The sequence below is a fragment of the Mesorhizobium sp. M8A.F.Ca.ET.181.01.1.1 genome, assembly GCF_004792025.1.
In the GTDB taxonomy this organism is placed as follows: domain Bacteria; phylum Pseudomonadota; class Alphaproteobacteria; order Rhizobiales; family Rhizobiaceae; genus Mesorhizobium.
Genome location: NZ_SRTV01000005.1, coordinates 357,404 through 375,317, shown reverse-complemented (window position 1 = coordinate 375,317; position 17,914 = coordinate 357,404). Strand labels below are relative to the sequence as shown.

The following is a 17,914-nucleotide window of genomic DNA, read 5'->3' as shown; positions in this document are numbered from 1 at the left end:
CGCCGATGACAGCCAATCTCCCCCCAAGCGGGGGAGATGTCCGGCAGGACAGAGGGGGGCGCCGTAAAGCATTCATCTTCGGATCATACAGCCAACTACTTGCTCATCACCGCCAGCCATTCATCCACCCAGGTCTTGCGGTTGGCCGCGACCTCCTCCGGACTGAACAGCAGGGTCTTGGTCGGCTTGACCAGTTTGTCGAAGGCCGGGTTGAGCGGCTTGTCGGTCTTGCCGGCCGGGAACATCCAGTTGGTCTCGGGGATGGCGTCCTGGAATTTCGGTCCGGTCATGAAGGCCATGAATTTTTCCGCCAGCGGGTTCTTGGCTCCGGTCGTGGTGATGCCGGCGACCTCGATCTGCAGATACTCGCCCTCTTCGAAAGACGCCGCCTGGTAACGCTCGGTGTTCTCGGCGACCATGTGGTAGGCCGGGGAGGTGGTGTAGGAAAGCACCATCGGCGCCTCGCCCTTGGTGAACAGGCCATAGGCCTCGCTCCAGCCCGGCGTCACGGTCAGCACCTTGGTCTTGAGCTTGGCCCAGGCCTCCGGCGCCTTATCGCCATAGACCGACTTCACCCAGAGCAGCAGGCCGAGACCGGGCGTCGAGGTGCGCGGGTCCTGGATGACGATCTTGTCGTCGGCGCTGCCCTCGACCAGCTCCTTCAAGCTTTTCGGCGGCGACTTCAGCTTTTGCGTATCGTAGACGACGGCGAAATAGCCGTAGTCGAAGGGAACAAAAGTATCGTCGCTCCAGCCGCCCGGCACGTTGACATCGCTCACCGCGCCATGCGGCGCGAACAGGCCGGAGGCCTTGGCATCGGCGGTGAGATTGGTGTCGAGGCCGAGCACGATGTCGGCCTTGGTCGAAGCGCCTTCCAGCTTGACGCGGTTGAGCAGCGCCACGCCGTCGGCGACCGAGACGAACTCGACATCGCAGCCGCATTCGGCCTCGAATTCCTTCTTCACCACGGGGCCTGGACCCCAGTCGGCGGTGAAGCTCTCATAGGTGTAGACCGTGAGCTTGTCCTTGGCCAAGGCCGGCCCGGACAGCGTCACCGCCGTGGCTGCGATGAGAGAATATAAAAACGTGCGCATCGGCGCCTCCTTCGTTTGCGTTGAAAGGAATTGAGGCGTCGGACTGTCCGAAACGTCTAATCCCTCCGCCGGTACAAACCGGATCAGGTTCAGCGGGTTGGCGAGACTGCCTCTCAGCCGGCCCGCGAAATTCGCGTCCGGCACCCCGTTAGAGCGTTTCGACACATAGGCCCGGCGGGTGGGACACGCAAGTGGGAGTTTGCCGCCTTCCGTTTCCCGTGCCGGGCTGGTAAGGCGACGGGATATGAGCACATTCACCATCCTGCTTGGCGGCGATCTCCTCCGCACGCCCCGGCTCGACCGCCAGGTCGAAGGCTCGCGCGTGATCGCCGCCGACGCCGGCATCGGTCATGCGCGGATGCTGGGCCTCGTGCCGGAATTGTGGGTCGGTGATTTCGATTCGGTTCCGGCCGATCTGCCCGCCCATCTCGCCGCCGTGCCCCAGCAAACCTTCCCGACGGAAAAGGACAAGACCGACGGCGAACTGGCAATCGCGGCCGCACTGGAGCGTGGAGCGACCCGCCTTGTGCTGGCGGGCGCCTTCGGCGGCAAGCGCGCCGATCACGCCTTTCTGCATCTGGCGCTTGGCCTGCGGCTGGCCGAGGCCGGAACGGATGTGCTTTTGACCAGCGGCGCCCAGGAGGGTGTCCCCTTGCTCAACGGCAGGGCCAGCTTCGATTATGCCGACGGCACGCTATTTTCTATTCTCGGCTTTTCCGAACTCTCCGGCCTGACCGTCACCGGCGCCAAATGGCCGCTCGACAAGGTCGAGGTGGCTTTCGGATCGTCGCTGACCATTTCCAACGAGGTCAAGGGCCGCCTCGACATCGCGCTCGGCCACGGCCGCGCGCTGCTGCTTGCCCATCCCTATCCATTGCCCGAAAGCTGACATGGCCCCGCCCCTTCTCAATCTCGACGGGATAAGACTGACTTTTGGCGGCACGCCGCTGCTCGATGGCGCCACCCTGACCGCGTCGGCCGGCGACAAGATCGCGCTGGTCGGCCGCAACGGGTCCGGCAAGTCGACGCTGCTCAAGATCGCCGCCGGCCTGATCGAACCGCAGGACGGCGAGGTGTTCCGCCAGCCTTCGGCAACGGTGCGTTACCTGCCCCAGATGCCCGACATGGACGGCTTTGCCAATGTGCGGGCCTATGTCGAGGCCGGACTCGGCCCGGCCGACGATCCCTACCGCGCCAGCTATCTGATGGAGCATCTCGGCCTGTCAGGCGAGGAGCGGCCGGCAGACCTGTCCGGCGGCGAGGCCAGGCGCGCCGCCCTTGCCCGCGTCATGGCGCCGGAGCCCGACATCCTGCTTCTTGATGAGCCGACTAACCATCTTGATCTGTCGGTGATCGAATGGCTGGAAGAGGAACTCGTCCGGACTTCCTCGGCGCTCATCGTGATCTCGCACGACCGCCGCTTCCTCGAGCGTGTGTCGCGTGCCACCGTCTGGCTCGACCGTGGCCAGACCCGCCGGTTGGACAAGGGCTTTGGCCATTTCGAGGAATGGCGCGACCTCGTGCTGGAGGAGGAAGAGCGCGAGCAGCACAAGCTCGGCCGCCAGATCGTGCGCGAGGAGCACTGGCTGCGCTACGGCGTGACGGCACGGCGCAAGCGCAACATGCGACGTCTCGGCGAACTGCAGACCATGCGCCAGCGCTTTCGCGGCCATCGCGGCGCCGAGGGCACCGCGACAATGGTGGCCAGCGACGCGGCCGAATCCGGCAAGCTGGTGATCGAGGCGAAAAACATAGAGAAGAGCTTTGGCGACCTCACCGTCGTCAAGGGGTTCTCGACCCGCATCCAGCGCGGTGACCGCGTCGGCCTCGTCGGACCGAACGGCGCCGGCAAGACGACGCTTCTGAAGATGCTGACCGGCGAATTGGCGCCGGACGCTGGTTCGATACGGCTCGGCACGAATCTGGAGATCGCCACGCTCGACCAGAAGCGCGAGGCGGTCGACCCGCAGGAGACGCTGGCGCAATATCTCACCGACGGGCGCGGCGAGAACCTGGTCATCAATGGCGAGCAGCGCCATGTCGTCTCCTACATGAAGGATTTTCTGTTCAAGCCGGAGCAGGCGCGCACGCCGGTGCGCGAGCTGTCCGGCGGCGAGCGGGCGCGGCTGATCCTGGCGCGCGTGCTGGCGCGCCCGGCGAACCTGCTGGTACTTGATGAGCCGACCAACGATCTCGACATGGAGACGCTGGAACTGCTGCAGGAACTGGTCGCCGGGTTCGCCGGCACCGTCATCCTGGTCAGCCACGATCGCGATTTCCTCGACCGCACCGTCACCAGCGTCATCGCGCCGGACGGTGGTGGCCGCTGGATTGAATATGCCGGCGGCTATTCCGACATGCTGGCGCAGCGCGGCGGCACCCGGCTCGACGACCGCAAGGCGCGCGCCAAGGCCGACGCCGGCGACGCGCCGACCACCAAGGCAGAACCTGCCGTAGCAAAAGGGCCGGCCAAAAAACTGTCGTTCAAGCAGAAGTTCGCGCTGGACTCCTTGCCCAAGAAGATCGAGGCCGTGACAGCGTCGATCTCGCGGCTGGAAAACAACATCTCCGACCCGGCCTATTACGAGCGCGACCCGGCCTCGTTCCAGAAGACCATCGCCGCCCTCGACAAGGAGCGCGCCACCTTGGCCGCATTGGAAGAGGAATGGCTGGAACTGGAGATGCTGCGGGAAGAGATGGAAGGGTAGGTTCCGCCCGCGATCGGGGCAGCTTGATTTTATTGCCTTCCATATCGGAATGCGCATATATTATGCGCATGTCGCGGAGGCCCACCATGCGTAAGATTGCCTTGAATGCGGTCCGTCAGCCAGCAAATCTGTCGATCGACTCAAATCTCATGCGGGAAGCCAAAGGGCTTGATGTGAATGTCTCGCGCGCCGCGGAGGCCGGCATCGCGGAAGCGGTGGCGGCCGAAAAAACGCGGCTATGGAAGCTAGAGAACCGCGCCACGATGGAGTCGTGGAACGACTACATCGAGAAACATGGCGTCCCGTTGGAAGAGTACCGGCAGTTCTGATGCCCCGCTATGATGTCTTCGCCGGTCGCGTCGAAGGCAACTATTTGCTCGACGTTCAATCCGATCTGCTCGACAATTTCAGGACGCGGGTAGTCGTCCCCCTTCTGCCGTTCGCAACGGTGCCGCCGCCGATGCGAAAGCTTCATCCGATCTTCGACATCAACGGCCGGAAGCTGGTTATGGCGACACACCTGATTGCTACCGTTCCGGCAAGCGAATTGGGTGAAAGTCGGCTGAACTTGACGAAACATCACGACGAGATCGTCGCCGCGCTCGACATGCTGTTCCAGGGTTTCTGATCGAAGGCCGCCGTTACGCCGTCTGCTCAGCCCGCCGTTTTCGCTTGCCAGGCCTTGATCGCCTCGTCGAACACCTTCTCGCCGGGAATGCCCTTTTCCATGGTCAGCAATGCCCGCCGTCCGGTCTTGTAGACGACCGGTACGTCGATCCAGTCCTGGCCGCGCAGCAAGGTCATGTTGGCGTCTTCATCGGCCTTGGTGTCGTTGAGCGCGACCAGGAAGAAGCCGTCGGCGATCTTGGCCGGGATGCCGATCAGCGGGCTGCCGGCATCCTGTTCCGAGCTCTTCATGGCGACGCGCAATATGTTGTCGACGCCGCCGCCCTCGAAGCCGTCGGGCGTCAGGAAGATCATCTCGATGATATGGCTCGCCGGCAGGGTCTGGTCGGTGTTGCGGCGGATGGTCATGCGCAACTGGATGTCCTTGCCGGGAATGGTCGCCTCGGCACGGATCGCAGGCTCTGGCGGCAGGTCGCCGCCGGGCGATTCCTGCACCAGCGACCAGACGATGCTGCCGGGCTCGGCCGAACCCTGCGCGGTGCTGGTGCGCTCCTCGTAGAAGATCGCCTTCTGGCCGACCGGAACCGAGCTTTGCGCCGCAGCCGCGGCCGGAGCCGCCGGAGCGGCGCCCGCCGGCGCGGGCGGCGGCGTGGCGGCGGCACCGGCCGGCGCCGCGGGCGCGGTTCCGTTGGCGGGTGGTGTCGTGGGCGGGGTGCCCGCCGCAGGCGTGGTGGCGGCAGGCGCGCCTGCCGCGGGCGTGGCGGCAGCGGGCGTATTGGCAGCCGGTGCGGGAACCGCCGGCGCGGCCGTGGCCGGCGCATTCGTCGCCGTTGGCGGCGTCGTCAGCGCGGCGACGGATTCACCCTCGCCTATGCCGCTTTGTCCACCGCCCGGGCCGGGATCGGTTTCGCCGCCTTCAGGCGTCAGCCGCTGCGTGAATTTCGTGCCTTCGGCACCGGTCGCGGGCGCCGGTGGCGTGGCCGCGGCATCGGTCGCCGGCTTGGCCGGCGCCGTTTTCACCGGTTCGGTCTTGGCAAAAACCTTGCTGCCGCCCAGGCCCAGCATCTTGCCGAAGGCATCCTTGTTCAGCCAGATGCCGTAACCGCCGCCGGCAACGACCAGCAACGCGACGACGGCGGCGATCAGTCCGCCATAGCCGCGCCTGCGTTCAGCTGGGCGCAAACGCTCGAAAGTGTCGGCGCCCGCCGGCGCTTCGTCATTGGCAAAGACATCGTCCTGGTCGTCGTCCCGATCCGCGTCCATTCCCGGCAAGGTCTTCTCCGAAAAGTCCGGAGCGGGCTGGACCGGCGTCGACCTTTGCCAGGCTGGCTCGACCTTGACCGCTGGAGCAGGCCGGTTGGGTTCGGGGTTCGCCACGGGCTGCGCCGGCTTGTACGGCTCCGGGCTGGCCGCGACAGGCGCCTGCCGATACGGGGACGGAGCGGGAATCGATTCGGCCTTGGCCGGCTGCTTGACGTGGCTCGACTGGTTCTTGTTGCGGTCGATGGAGGAAAAGATGTGCTCCAGTTCCGCGAGCGGGTCCGTCTCCGGCACACTCTTGACGTAGTCCCGCTCGACGCCGGCAATGGCGTCGTCCAGCGAGCGTTTCTGCTTGTCTATGGCCTCGGGAGCCAGCGGCGGCGAATATTCCGCAAGCTTCTTCGCCAGCATGGCGCGAACGCTGTTATAGATGCGCGCACGCTTCTCGGGCGTCTCGTCGCCGTGCTTCTCGAACGCGTTTTTCAGAACAGCAACGAAATCTGCCATGCTTCAGTCGACCTGTAGTTTGCCTCCGCGCCGGCCCCCGCAAATCAGCCGCGATGCCCGGAAAGGCTTCAGAAACTAGTCTTGAAACGGATCGGTCACAAGTATCGTGTCGTCCCGTTCCGGGCTGGTGGAGAGGAGTGCGACCGGCGCGCCGATCAACTCCTCTATGTACCGGACATATTTGACCGCCTGGGCCGGTAGATCGTTCCAGCTGCGCGCGCCGGCGGTGGTGCCTTTCCAGCCTTCCAGCGTTTCGTAGATGGGTTCCACGCGGGCCTGCGCGCCCTGGCTTGCCGGCAGATAGTCGATCGTCTCGCCGTCGAGCCTGTAGCCGGTACAGACCTTGATCTCGTCCAGCCCGTCGAGCACGTCGAGCTTGGTCAGCGCGATGCCCTTGATGCCGTTGACGGCAACCGCCTGGCGCACCAGCACCGCGTCGAACCAGCCGCAGCGGCGCTTGCGCCCGGTGACGACACCGAATTCATGGCCGCGCGTGCCGAGGAACTCGCCGATCTCGTTCTTCTGCTCGGTCGGGAACGGACCTTCGCCGACCCGCGTGGTGTAGGCCTTGGTGATGCCGAGCACGTAGCCGATGGCGCCCGGACCGACGCCGGAGCCGGCGGCCGCCTGTCCGGCGACCGTGTTGGACGAGGTGACGAACGGATAGGTGCCGTGGTCGATGTCGAGCAGCGTGCCTTGCGCGCCCTCGAACAGGATGCGCTCGCCGGCGCGGCGCTTGTCGTCGAGCACCTTCCAGACGCGGTCCATGTAGGGGAGGATGTCGTTCGCGACCGAGGTCAATTCCTGCATGATCGCGTCATGCGTGACTTCGCCATGGCCGAGCCCGCGACGCAGCGCATTGTGGTGCGTCAGCAGCCTGTCGACCTTCAGAGGCAAAGTTTCCAAATCCGCCAGATCCATCACCCGAACCGCGCGGCGGCCCACCTTGTCCTCGTAGGCGGGGCCGATCCCGCGCCGGGTCGTGCCAATCTTCGTTCCGGAATTCGAAGCGGCATCCTCGCGGAATCCGTCCAGCTCCCGGTGTACGGACAGGATAAGCGCCGTGTTTTCGGCTATTTTCAGGCGATCCGGCGTCACGTCCACGCCTTGGCCCTTCAGTTTCTCCACTTCGGCGACGAAAGCATGCGGATCGAAGACCACGCCATTGCCGATGATGGACAGCTTGCCTTCCCGCACGACGCCGGAAGGCAGCAGCGACAGCTTGTAGACCTTGCCGTCGACGACCAGCGTGTGGCCGGCATTGTGGCCGCCCTGGAAACGCACGACGACATCGGCGCGCTCCGACAGCCAGTCGACGATCTTGCCCTTGCCTTCGTCGCCCCACTGCGAGCCGACGACCACCACATTGGCCATGTTTCTTTTCCCTTGAGACGCCGCCGCGCGGCTTGGATATGGTTCGAAACGACAGGCCTCTATAGCGTCAAGACCTCGCGAGTGCGACCTTTCTTTGCCGCCGAAAATGCCCTGAGGCACAACAATTTTCGGCTTTGACATCATTTACTTGGACTGACGGGGGCAATAGGCCGGCAAACACCGCAACTCATCCCGCGGCCGGAAGCCCGCGATGCATCGAAGCGCCTACATGTTCCTGCTGCTCACCACCTTGCTGTGGGGCGGCAATTCGGTGGCCGGCAAGCTGGCGGTCGACCACGTCTCGCCGATGACGCTGGTCTTCCTGCGCTGGATGCTGGCCGTGGCAATCCTGCTGCCGATCGGCTGGCGCACGATCCAGGAGGATTGGCCTGTCGTGCGCAGGCACTGGTTCGTGCTGGCGGCGCTGGGCGCCAGCGGCTTCACCCTGTTCAACACCATTTTCTACACCGCGCTCAATTACACCACGGCAATCAATGTCTCTATCGAGCAGGCGGCGATGCCGATCCTGATCATGACAGCCAATTTCGTTTTCTTCCGCCTGCGCGTGAACTGGGCGCAGATCGCCGGCGTGGTGCTGACCATCTTCGGCGTCATCCTGACGGCCTGCCATGGCGATCCACGCCGGCTGCTGACGCTGGAACTCAATTTCGGCGACGCCATCATGCTGGTCGCGGTCGTTCTCTACAGCGGCTATTCGGTCGGGTTGCGGCTGAAGCCGGCGATGCGCTGGCAAAGCCTGATGCTGGCCATGTCGTTCGCGGCACTCATCACCTCGTTGCCCTTTTTCCTGTGGGAGGCCGCCGCCGGCAAGGTGATCGTGCCCGATGCGCGCGGCTGGACGGTCATCGTCTATACGGCGATTGGCGCTTCGGTGATCTCGCAGATTACCTATATCAGGGGCAACGAGCTGATCGGCGCCAACCGCGCCGGCCTGTTCATCAATCTGGTGCCGATCTTCGGCACGCTGCTTTCGGTGCTGATCGTCGGCGAGACTTTCCAGCTCTATCAGGCGCTGGCGCTGGTCCTCGTTCTGGGCGGCATCTGGCTCGCCGAATACAGCGGACGAAAGACGATGCTGAACCGCCGATAGAGCCGCCGTCAGTCAATCGTTCGGCTTTCGCAACGATATCGAAATCCAGCCCGGAATGCAGGCTACGGCACCAATTCCTTGCGCACCGCCGCGATATCGTCGGACGAGACCGCCGGCGCAGAATTGCCCCAGCTGCCGCGCACATAGGTCAGCACGTCGGCGATTTCCTGGTCCTTCAGCCGCCATGCCAGCGAGGGCATCGAAGGCGTGGTCGGAGCACCAGTCGTGTGCACCGCCTGGCTTCCGGCAAGAACGACGCGCGCAAGCGTCTCGGGATTGCCCTGCGCGACGATGGAATTGCCGATGAGGGTGGGGAACAACGCGCCGGCCCCGGCGCCGTCGCCGCCATGGCAGGCCGAACAATTGTCACGGTAGATCGCCTCGCCCGCCACCATCCGCGCTTCGTCGGGCTTGGGCGCCTGCGCACTGCCGGTGTCCGACCCCAGGTTCTTGAGATAGACGGCCACGGCCTTTAGGTCGGGATCCGTCATTTTGGAGGTCGAGTTCTCGATCGCCTCGGCCATCGGACCGGACGCGATCGAATGCGCGTTGACGCCGGTCTTGAGGTAAGCGACCACATCCTCTTGCGACCATTTGCCAAGGCCGGATTGAGCATTGTTGGTGATGTCGGGGGCGAACCAGCCCTGCAGCGACGCCCCTTGCAGGAAGCTGGAGTCCTGATCGGCGCCCAGGAAGGATTTGGGCGTATGGCAGGTCCCGCAGTGCCCGGCCCCCTGGACGATATAGGCGCCGCGATTCCACTCCGCCGACTTGGAGGGATCGGCCTGGAAGCTCGCCTCGCTGAAGTTCAGGAGATTCCAGCCCCACATCGCCAGCCGGATGTTCAACGGGAACGGCAACTGGTTCGCCTCGACCTTGTTCGCGACCGGCTCGACCGTGGTCATGTAGGCCCACAGGTCGGAGATGTCCTGCTCGGTCATCCTGGTATAGGCGGGATACGGCATGGCGGGATAGAGCCGCACGCCATCGTGGCCGACGCCCGTCTTCATCATGTTGCGGAAATCGATCTCCGACCAATTGCCGATGCCCGTCTCGTGGTCGGGCGTGATGTTGGGCGGCACCAGTGCGCCGAAGGGCGTTTCGAGCGGCAGGCCGCCGGCCAGCGGCTTGCCCCCCGGCCTCGTATGACAGCCCGCGCAATCGCCGAGCACCGCCTGGTATTGGCCGCGGATGATCTGGTCCGCCTGATCGGCGGCAAGTGCAGGCGTGATCGCCAGCAGGGCCGCGCCGGCGCCGGCAGCGAGCGTCCTCATGCCTGCACCAACGGGGCGCCGGGATTGCGAAGATAATGATTGCGGATGCCGTCAGCGGCGCGGTAGGCGAGCGCGCCGACCGTTCCGGTCGGATTCTTGCCGGCATTCTGCGGAAAGGCCGACGCGCCGATGACGAAGACGTTGGGCACATCCCAGCTTTGCAGGAAGGTGTTGACCGCGCTCTTCTTCGGGTCGGTTCCCATGATGGCGCCGCCAGTATTGTGGGTGCTTTGATATGGGACGCTGTCCCAGCCCTTTTTGCGACGGCCGACATTGTATTGCTTGCCGCCAAGCGTCTTGGCAATTTCCTCCATCCGGTCGCAGAGGTAATTCGACATCCTGATATCGTTGTCGGGAAAATCGAAGGTCATGCGCATAAGCGGCCGGCCGAAGCGATCCTTGTAGGTCGGGTCGAGGTCGAGGTAGTTGGTGCGTATCGCGTAGCTGCTGCCCTGCGAGGAGAAGCCGAGCGTGCTTTTGTAGCCCGCGACGGTCGCCTTCTTCCAGGCGCTGCCCCACTTCGGCGTGCCCGGCAGCGTCGGCCGGGTCCCAATGGGACGTCCATTGGTGGGGATGCAGTTTATGCCCGCGCCGCCGACGAAATCGAGCCCGCCGTGGTCGAAGGCGTCGCCATTATAGTCGTCGATCGTCTGACCGAGCGCGCCCGCGGCAATGAACGGATTGAAGTTCTTGTCATCGAAGAACACCTGCACGCCGGCGTTGGTCTGGTAGCAGTAGTTGCGGCCGACCGTGCCCTCGCCGGTAGCGGGATCATAGATCCTGCCGATGCCCGACAGCATCATCAGCCGGGCATTGTGCAGGCCGTAGGCGCACAGAAGCACGAGATCGGCCGGCTGGAAGAATTCCTGTCCCGACGTATCGACATAGGTTACGCCGCGCGCCGACTTGCCGCCGGCGGCAAGATCGACATGCAGCACCTCGCTGTCGGTCCGGACCTCGAAATTGGCCTTCTTCATCAGGACGGGAAGGATGGTGGTCTGGGCGCTGGATTTGGAATAGTTGGCGCAGCCGAACCGCTCGCAGAATCCGCAATAGGTGCACTGCCCCATGGTGATGCCGAGCGGATTGACATAGGTCCGTGACATGTTGGCGGACGGTGTCGGGAACGGGTGCAATCCCATGGACCGGCCGGCATTGGCGAACAGGGTCGGCGCGTAGGTCATCTCCATCGGCGGGTTCGGATAGTCCCGCGACCTCGGATCCTCGAACGGATTGCCGCCTTCCTGTAGCTGCCCCTTGATGTTGCCGGCTTTGCCCGAGATGCCCGCCAGATATTCGAACTGGTCGTAATAAGGCTCCATCTCGGCGCCGGTCACGCCCCAGTCCTCGACCTGGAGATCGGCGATCCGTGCCGCGCCATACCTCTTGGTCAGGTTGGTCTTGATCTGAAAATCCGAATCCCAGAACCGCCAGGTGTGGCCGTTCCAGTGCACCCCGGCGCCACCGACACCGTTGCCTGGCAGGAACGAGCCGAAATCGCGCATCGGCAGCGCCGTCTGCGACGGGTCGTTGCGCATGGTCAGCGTTTCAACGGCAGGCTGCAGGAACAGGTCGCGCCGCACGCTGTAGCGCAACTCGTCCTGTGCGTAGCCGATGTTGAAATCGGTTGCCGTATCGCGCCAGGGACCACGCTCGATGGCCAGAACGTCCAGGCCCTGATCGGTGAGTTCATGCGCAAGGATGGACCCTGTCCAGCCGAGGCCGACGATCACGACATCCTTGCGAGGCAGTATCGTCGTCATGGTCAGCTCCTTTTCACGAGCCATTCCGGGCTGCCTTCGATGGAGACGGGCGGCCGCGGATAGGGCTGATTGTGCTTGCTGACGTGGTCCCGGTAGTCATAGCGAGCGCCGGGGAAACCAAGCATGCGCCACGAGACCATGTCCTTGTTGCCGCCATAGACCGGATCGGCAAAGAACCCTTCCATCGTGTTCTGCAGCAGAAGCCCGAAGAAACCAGGACCCTTGACGCCGTTTGGCAAGTCAACCTTTCCAGCTTCCATGGCGGTCAGGAATGCATCCTGGTCCGCCGGCTGGAGCTCGGCGAATGTCTTGCCGTCGCGCTGTTTCAGGAAAGCGTCGATGGCGGCAAGGCCGATGCGGTAACGCTGGGCGGGATTGGCTTCGCCCTGGTAACCTTGCGTGGGCAACCCCGGCAGGAACGGTCCTTTTGTGTAGAGCCGGCTCGACGTTCCGAACGCGCCCGTCAACTGACGGTCTATATAGACAGCGCAGCCGGCCTCCTTGCCGCCCATCGAGAGATCGTCGGCGGGGACAAGGCGGTCGACGATGGCCTCGACGAGCGCGGCTTCCTGCGGCGTGAAGAACTGCCAGCCGCCGGACACGACCTGCATCGGCGGATCGGACGACAGCGGCGCCCAAGGCAGCGAGCCCGACAAGGATCGGGCAAAGCTTGCCGATGTTGCCGTTGCCGTAAACATCGCAACCGAAGACAGAAAAAGACGGCGGCTCAGTCGGACAGTATTGTGACGATCCATCGAAGGCACCCCGACAACAATAGAGGCGCGCCGAAAGGAGCGCGCAAAATCATGACAAAATCAGTTAAGTTTAAGTCATGCCAATTACTTGGTGTCAGCCTGCGGAAAGAAACCGGGATCGTCAAGCAGATCACAAAATCGTTAGATTAGGCCAGTCATCTTCTTATCGTCATGCGCTAATGTACTGATGGCTAAAGAGGATATCCTTGTAGCAGCTTGAAGCAACGAGCGTATCATCAGGCGGGTTTCCAAAGCGTGCTACCGCCGGCAACGGCCCAACCCGCCAGGCTACTCCAGCGGTCACGGCAACGCCCCGCATGCATGCCGGCAAACGGGGCGTCGTAATGGTTTTGCTTATCACCCTGAGGGTGCGGAGGGATCGACTAGAACCCGCCCACGTCGAACTGGAGGCGCTTTGCCGAGTCGATCGACTTGTGGCCCCGCACCTGCTCCAGCACCTTTTCCGGGAACGGCGCGTCGAGATAGAGCAGGGCGATGGCGTCGCCCCCCGGCCGATTGCGGCCAAGCTGGAAGTTGGCGATGTTGACGCCATTCTCGCCACAGACAGTACCGAGCAGGCCGATGATGCCGGGCGCGTCGGCATTGGTCGTGTAGAGCATGTGCTGGCCGACCTCGGCGTCGAGGTTGATGCCCTTGATCTGGATGAAGCGCGGCTTGCCGTCGGAGAAGCAGGTGCCGGCGATCGAGCGGGTCCTGTGCTCGGTCTTGACCGTCAGCTTGATATAGCCGTCGAAGACGCCCGATTTGTCGCGCTTGACCTCGGCGACGATGATGCCGCGCTCTTTCACCATGATCGGCGCCGAGACCATGTTGACGTCGGCGACCTGCGGCCTGATCAGCCCGGCCAGGGCAGCGCTGATCAGCGCGCGCGTGTTCATCGTCGCGGTCGAGCCGTCGAACAGGATCTCGACCTCGGTGATCGGATCCTCGGTCACCTGGCCGACGAAGGCGCCGAGCACTTCGGCGAGCTTGACGAACGGCTTCAGCCGTGGCGCCTCTTCCGCCGTGATCGACGGCATGTTTATGGCGTTGGAGACTGCACCCTTGATCAGGTAGTCGGCCATCTGCTCGGCGACCTGCAGCGCGACATTCTCCTGCGCTTCCGCCGTCGAGGCGCCGAGATGCGGCGTCGCCACCACGTTCTCCATGCCGAACAGCGTATTCTGCTCCGCCGGTTCGACCTCGAACACGTCGATACCGGCGCCCGCCACTTTGCCGCTCTTCAGCGCCGCGACGAGGTCGGCTTCGACCACCAGCCCGCCACGGGCGCAGTTTATGATGCGCACGCCGTTCTTCATCTTGGCGATGGCGGCCGCATCGATGATGTTGCGAGTCTTGTCGGTCAGCGGCGTGTGCAGCGTGATGAAGTCCGCGCGGGCGAAGAGTTCGTCCAGTTCCACCTTGTCGACGCCGAGTTCCTCGGCCCGCTTGTCCGACAGGAACGGGTCGAAGGCGACGACATGCATCTTCAGCCCGACGCCGCGTGTGGCGACGATCGAACCGATGTTGCCGCAGCCGATGACGCCGAGCGTCTTGCCGGTGATCTCGACGCCCATGAAGCGGTTCTTCTCCCATCTACCGGCATGGGTCGAAGCGTTGGCTTCCGGTATCTGGCGGGCGAGCGCGAAGATCATCGCCACGGCGTGTTCGGCCGTCGTGATCGAATTGCCGAAGGGCGTATTCATCACGATGATACCTTTGCGGCTTGCCGCCGGGATATCGACATTGTCGACGCCGATGCCGGCGCGGCCGATGACCTTGAGATTGGTGGCGGCGTTGATCAGCTTCTCGGTGACCTTGGTCGCCGAGCGGATGGCGAGGCCGTCGTACTGGCCGATCACTTCAAGCAGCTTTTCCTTGTCCTTGCCGAGGTCGGGCAGATAGTCGACCTCGACGCCGCGATCCTTGAAGATCTGCAAGGCGGTAGGAGAGAGTTTGTCGGAAACGAGAACGCGGGGCGCCATGGCGGCCTCCTTGAAAATGGGATTGATCCGGGAACGGGCGGCCCTCGGGCCGCCGCGGAGTACCTCAGGCAGCCGCTTTCAGCGACGCCTTCTGGCTGGCAAAGGCCCAGTCGAGCCAGGGCAGCAGCGCTTCGAGATCGGAGGTCTCGACGGTTGCGCCGCACCAGATGCGCAATCCCGGTGGGGCATCGCGGTAGGAACCGATGTCGTAGGCGACGCCTTCCTTGTCGAGCGTCGAGACAAGCCCCTTGGCGAACGCCGCCTGCCCGTCAGCGTCGAGCGCCGCGATATCCGGATCGCTGAAGGACAGACAGACCGACGTGTTCGAGCGTGTCGCCGGCGCGACGGCGAGATGACCGAGCCAGGATGAGCTTTCCACGAACCGGTCGAGCACGGCGGCATTGGCATCCGCCCTGGCAATCAGCGCATCGAGGCCACCGATCGACTTCGCCCAGTTCAACGCATCGAGATAGTCCTCGACGCAAAGCATCGATGGCGTGTTGATGGTTTCGCCCTTGAAGATGCCTTCGATCAGCTTGCCGCCCGAGGTCAGGCGGAAGATTTTCGGCAACGGCCATGAAGGCTTGTAGCTCTCCAGCCGCGCGACGGCACGTGGCGACAGGATCAGCATGCCATGCGCGCCCTCGCCGCCCAGCACCTTCTGCCAGGAGAAGGTCACGACATCGAGCTTCTCGAAGTCCAGCCTTTGCGCGAAGGCGGCCGACGTCGCGTCGCAGATGGTCAGGCCCTTGCGATCGGCTGGGATGAAATCACCGTTGGGCACGCGCACGCCCGACGTGGTGCCGTTCCAGGTGAAGACAACGTCGCGGTCGAAATCGATCTTGGCCAGATCCGGCAATTCGCCGTAGCCGGCCTCGATCTTGCGCACATCGGCGAGCTTCAACTGCTTGACCACGTCGGTCACCCAGCCGGAGCCAAAGCTTTCCCAGGCGACCATGTCGACGCCGCGTTCGCCGAGCAGCGACCACAGCGCCATCTCGACGGCACCAGTGTCCGATGCCGGCACGATGCCGATGCGATAGTCCGCCGGAACTTGCAGGATTTCGCGCGTCAGCTCGATCGCCTGTTCGAGCTTGGTCTTGCCGATCTTGGCGCGGTGGGAGCGGCCGAGCGCAGCGGATTTCAGCGCCTCGACCGACCAGCCGGGACGTTTTGCGCAGGGACCTGAGGAAAAATTGGGATTTACCGGACGGAATCCGGGCTTCGTATGCGTCGTCATCGTGGTCTATCCTTCCAGATAGTGGCCCCTCGTTGGGGAGGGGTGGCCCACGGACGGCGATATGCGTTCAGGCCTCGGGCGTCAAGAGGAAAGTTTTTGTCGCTGCCGGGATACCAAATGCATGTCGCCCAAAAGTGCCCGGCGGTTTTGGGTCGACGACATGCATCAAACAAGAATGTCCGTGATCAGGATCGCGTGATTTCAAATGCAGACGGCGGACCGCAGGGATCCGCCGCCGAAATGCTGATCTGTGCGGGACCTACCAGAGATCGTAGCGCAGCCCCAGCTTGACCTGGTGATTGCTGATTCCCTTGTGGACCGGGAAGGAGGTCAGGCTTTCGGCCGTCACATATTCGGCGTCGGGGGCCGAGAAATACTGATAACCGAGATCGACGGAAACGTTCTTGGAAACCTGATAGGCAAGGCCGGCATTCAACGTATAGGCGAAGGAATACTGTGTCTTGTTGTCCTGCAGGTTGAAACTGTTGGCGGGGACATTGTTATCCGTGTAAGTCGCCGAAAGCGTGTGCCTGCTGCGGACAACACCGATGCCGGCGCCGAGATAGGGCGTGATTCCGACATATGTGCCGAGATCGACATAGCCATTGAGTATCCCCGAGAAGGCATAGTTCTTCAGCGATCCCGATCCCTGGGTCGACAATGTCGGCAGCGTGACGACCGCTGAATCGTCATAGCTGAAGCTGACGTCGTTACCGGGCAAATAGCCGAGGTTGAGATCGGCGCGCAGATAGTCGGTGAAATGATAGCCGAAACCGATGCTGGCGAAGGCCGCTTTGTTGCTCTCGCTAAAGTTTTCGTTGTTGATCGCCGACGGGAAGGTGAAATCCCCGTTTTTGAAGCTCTTTTGCACCAGATAGGAGACGTCGCCGCGCAGATACCATCCGGAGCCGACCTCGACCGGCACATAGTCCGGCGCCTGGTCGACATAGACCGGAGGATCGTAATCGGCGGCGAATGCCGATGTCAGTGGCAAGAGGCCAAATCCGGCAAGCGCCAACGCAATACGCGATATGAGTGTCATGGTCCCCGACTCCCGATTTGGCGACACCTGCGATCACGCAGGCAGCCATCGTTTCAAGGAGCATTGTTAACCATAGTGGTTAAGTGCCGGTTAAGGCTAACAGAGCGTTAGCTAATTGATTTCGAACGGACTCACCCCGGTCATCTCAAACGAAAACCGCCCGGCTGATGCCGGGCGGTCGACGAATTCTTGGAACTTCCAGACGATTACTTGGTGTAGATCGGCTCGGGCTCGGGCTGATAGGCAACCGGTACGCTGCACCCGTTGTTACCGCCAAACTGATAGCGCAAGCCACCGCGCACTTCGTGGGTGTTGAAGCCGTGATCGAAGCCCGGCCCGGCGCCCGGCGTGGCGCCGCTTGGACCATACTCGAACATGCGACCGCCCTGAATATGGGAGAAACGGTAGCCAGCATCGAGGATGACTTTGTCGGTCAGACAGTAGGAGGCGCCGGCCATGACCGCGTAGGCGAAGCGCCAGCTGGATGTCCCGGGGTTGGACTCGGTCGTGTTCGGATCGTAGACAGTATCCCACTTGACGCGCGCACCGCCGATGCCGGCGCCGACATAGGGCGTGATGCCATGCCAGGTGCCGATATCGACATACGCATTGGCCAGCAGCAGCAAGGCGCTCATCTTCGACACTTCGGTCGAGGTCGTGGTGAGATCCGAGGTGGCGCCGTTGAAGTTCGACTTGAACCAATAATCGGCGGTCAGGTCGGTGCGGAAGTGTTCATTGATCTTGTAGCCGACGCCGCCGCCGAGCGAGAAGCCGCCCTTGAGCTTGCCGTAGTCGAAGCTCTTGCTGCCGGCGACCCCGACGGGAGGTCCGCACGGGCAAGGCGCGGCCCCATAGGTGATGTAGTCGATGTCACCCACCTTCGACTTGTGATAGTCGAGGTCGCCGCGGATATACCATCCGCCGACATCGACAGGCTCATAGACCGGCGGTGGCGCTTCTTCGACCTGCGGCTCAGGCAGATCAGCTGCGAGTACCGGCCAGGCCAAGCCCGCGAACAGCAGCGCGAACAGTGCCTTTCTTGCTGTATTGAACATGCTTGTCACCCCTAGAAACCCTCGGAACGGCGATCGTGTCCGAATGAAATTGGCTTTCAGGCGTGGATAATGAATTGCAAAAGTTAAAAGGCGTTTAACCTTGTCGATTAACCACGAAT

Annotated in this window: 15 protein-coding genes and 1 riboswitch; of the genes, 5 read left to right on the top strand and 10 right to left on the bottom strand. The window is 63.2% G+C overall.

Annotated elements, in window-relative coordinates; translation table 11 throughout:
- Positions 1-95: 95 nt before the first annotated feature.
- A complete protein-coding gene (thiB, locus tag EN824_RS20310) occupies positions 96-1,094 on the bottom strand; it encodes a thiamine ABC transporter substrate binding subunit (RefSeq protein ID WP_127279532.1) in 999 nt (332 codons plus the stop codon).
- Between the two features lie 43 nt (positions 1,095-1,137).
- A riboswitch (TPP riboswitch) is annotated at positions 1,138-1,252 on the bottom strand.
- Between the two features lie 86 nt (positions 1,253-1,338).
- Between thiB and EN824_RS20305 the strand changes: the two genes are divergently transcribed.
- The 4 genes from EN824_RS20305 (at position 1,339) to EN824_RS20290 (ending at position 4,430) form a co-directional block, all read left to right on the top strand.
- A complete protein-coding gene (locus tag EN824_RS20305; RefSeq protein WP_127279533.1) occupies positions 1,339-1,983 on the top strand; it encodes a thiamine diphosphokinase in 645 nt (214 codons plus the stop codon).
- Position 1,984: 1 nt separating this feature from the next.
- Complete coding sequence (locus EN824_RS20300) at positions 1,985-3,802, top strand: ABC-F family ATP-binding cassette domain-containing protein (RefSeq protein ID WP_135932630.1); 1,818 nt, start codon at positions 1,985-1,987, stop codon at positions 3,800-3,802.
- An 86-nt stretch (positions 3,803-3,888) separates the two neighbouring features.
- Complete coding sequence (locus tag EN824_RS20295) at positions 3,889-4,131, top strand: type II toxin-antitoxin system CcdA family antitoxin (RefSeq protein WP_127279502.1); 243 nt, start codon at positions 3,889-3,891, stop codon at positions 4,129-4,131.
- Entirely contained in the window at positions 4,131-4,430 is a 300-nt protein-coding gene (locus EN824_RS20290; protein WP_127279501.1) for a CcdB family protein, read from the top strand. Before EN824_RS20295 ends, EN824_RS20290 begins: the two co-directional genes overlap by 1 nt.
- A 26-nt stretch (positions 4,431-4,456) precedes the next feature.
- Here the strand turns inward: EN824_RS20290 and EN824_RS20285 are convergent, their stop codons facing one another.
- Both EN824_RS20285 and EN824_RS20280 read right to left on the bottom strand, forming a co-directional pair.
- Positions 4,457-6,196: a hypothetical protein gene (locus EN824_RS20285; RefSeq protein ID WP_135932629.1), complete on the bottom strand. Its 1,740-nt coding sequence runs from the start codon at positions 6,194-6,196 to the stop codon at positions 4,457-4,459.
- A 75-nt stretch (positions 6,197-6,271) separates the two neighbouring features.
- A complete protein-coding gene (locus EN824_RS20280) occupies positions 6,272-7,570 on the bottom strand; it encodes an adenylosuccinate synthase (protein WP_127279499.1) in 1,299 nt (432 codons plus the stop codon).
- Between the two features lie 211 nt (positions 7,571-7,781).
- Here EN824_RS20280 and EN824_RS20275 point away from each other — a divergent pair, with 211 nt between their 5' ends.
- On the top strand, positions 7,782-8,681 hold the full coding sequence (locus EN824_RS20275) for a DMT family transporter (RefSeq protein WP_127279498.1): 900 nt from the start codon (positions 7,782-7,784) through the stop codon (positions 8,679-8,681).
- Between the two features lie 62 nt (positions 8,682-8,743).
- Here the strand turns inward: EN824_RS20275 and EN824_RS20270 are convergent, their stop codons facing one another.
- From EN824_RS20270 to EN824_RS20240, 7 genes are all read right to left on the bottom strand, one after another.
- Complete coding sequence (locus EN824_RS20270; RefSeq protein WP_135929540.1) at positions 8,744-9,955, bottom strand: cytochrome c; 1,212 nt, start codon at positions 9,953-9,955, stop codon at positions 8,744-8,746.
- Positions 9,952-11,718, bottom strand: coding sequence for a GMC family oxidoreductase (locus tag EN824_RS20265; protein ID WP_127279676.1), 1,767 nt, complete (start codon positions 11,716-11,718; stop codon positions 9,952-9,954). Before EN824_RS20265 ends, EN824_RS20270 begins: the two co-directional genes overlap by 4 nt.
- 2 nt (positions 11,719-11,720) lie before the next feature.
- Positions 11,721-12,329 (bottom strand): gluconate 2-dehydrogenase subunit 3 family protein, encoded by a 609-nt coding sequence (locus EN824_RS20260; protein WP_245464451.1) that lies wholly within the window; start codon positions 12,327-12,329, stop codon positions 11,721-11,723.
- A 527-nt stretch (positions 12,330-12,856) separates the two neighbouring features.
- Positions 12,857-14,458: a phosphoglycerate dehydrogenase gene (gene serA, locus EN824_RS20255; protein WP_135932628.1), complete on the bottom strand. Its 1,602-nt coding sequence runs from the start codon at positions 14,456-14,458 to the stop codon at positions 12,857-12,859.
- Positions 14,459-14,522: 64 nt separating this feature from the next.
- Positions 14,523-15,698, bottom strand: coding sequence for a phosphoserine transaminase (locus tag EN824_RS20250; protein ID WP_127279678.1), 1,176 nt, complete (start codon positions 15,696-15,698; stop codon positions 14,523-14,525).
- Positions 15,699-15,957: 259 nt separating this feature from the next.
- Positions 15,958-16,740, bottom strand: coding sequence for an outer membrane protein (locus EN824_RS20245; RefSeq protein WP_135917138.1), 783 nt, complete (start codon positions 16,738-16,740; stop codon positions 15,958-15,960).
- Between the two features lie 206 nt (positions 16,741-16,946).
- Positions 16,947-17,795 (bottom strand): outer membrane protein, encoded by an 849-nt coding sequence (locus EN824_RS20240; RefSeq protein ID WP_135863188.1) that lies wholly within the window; start codon positions 17,793-17,795, stop codon positions 16,947-16,949.
- Positions 17,796-17,914 lie beyond the last annotated feature (119 nt).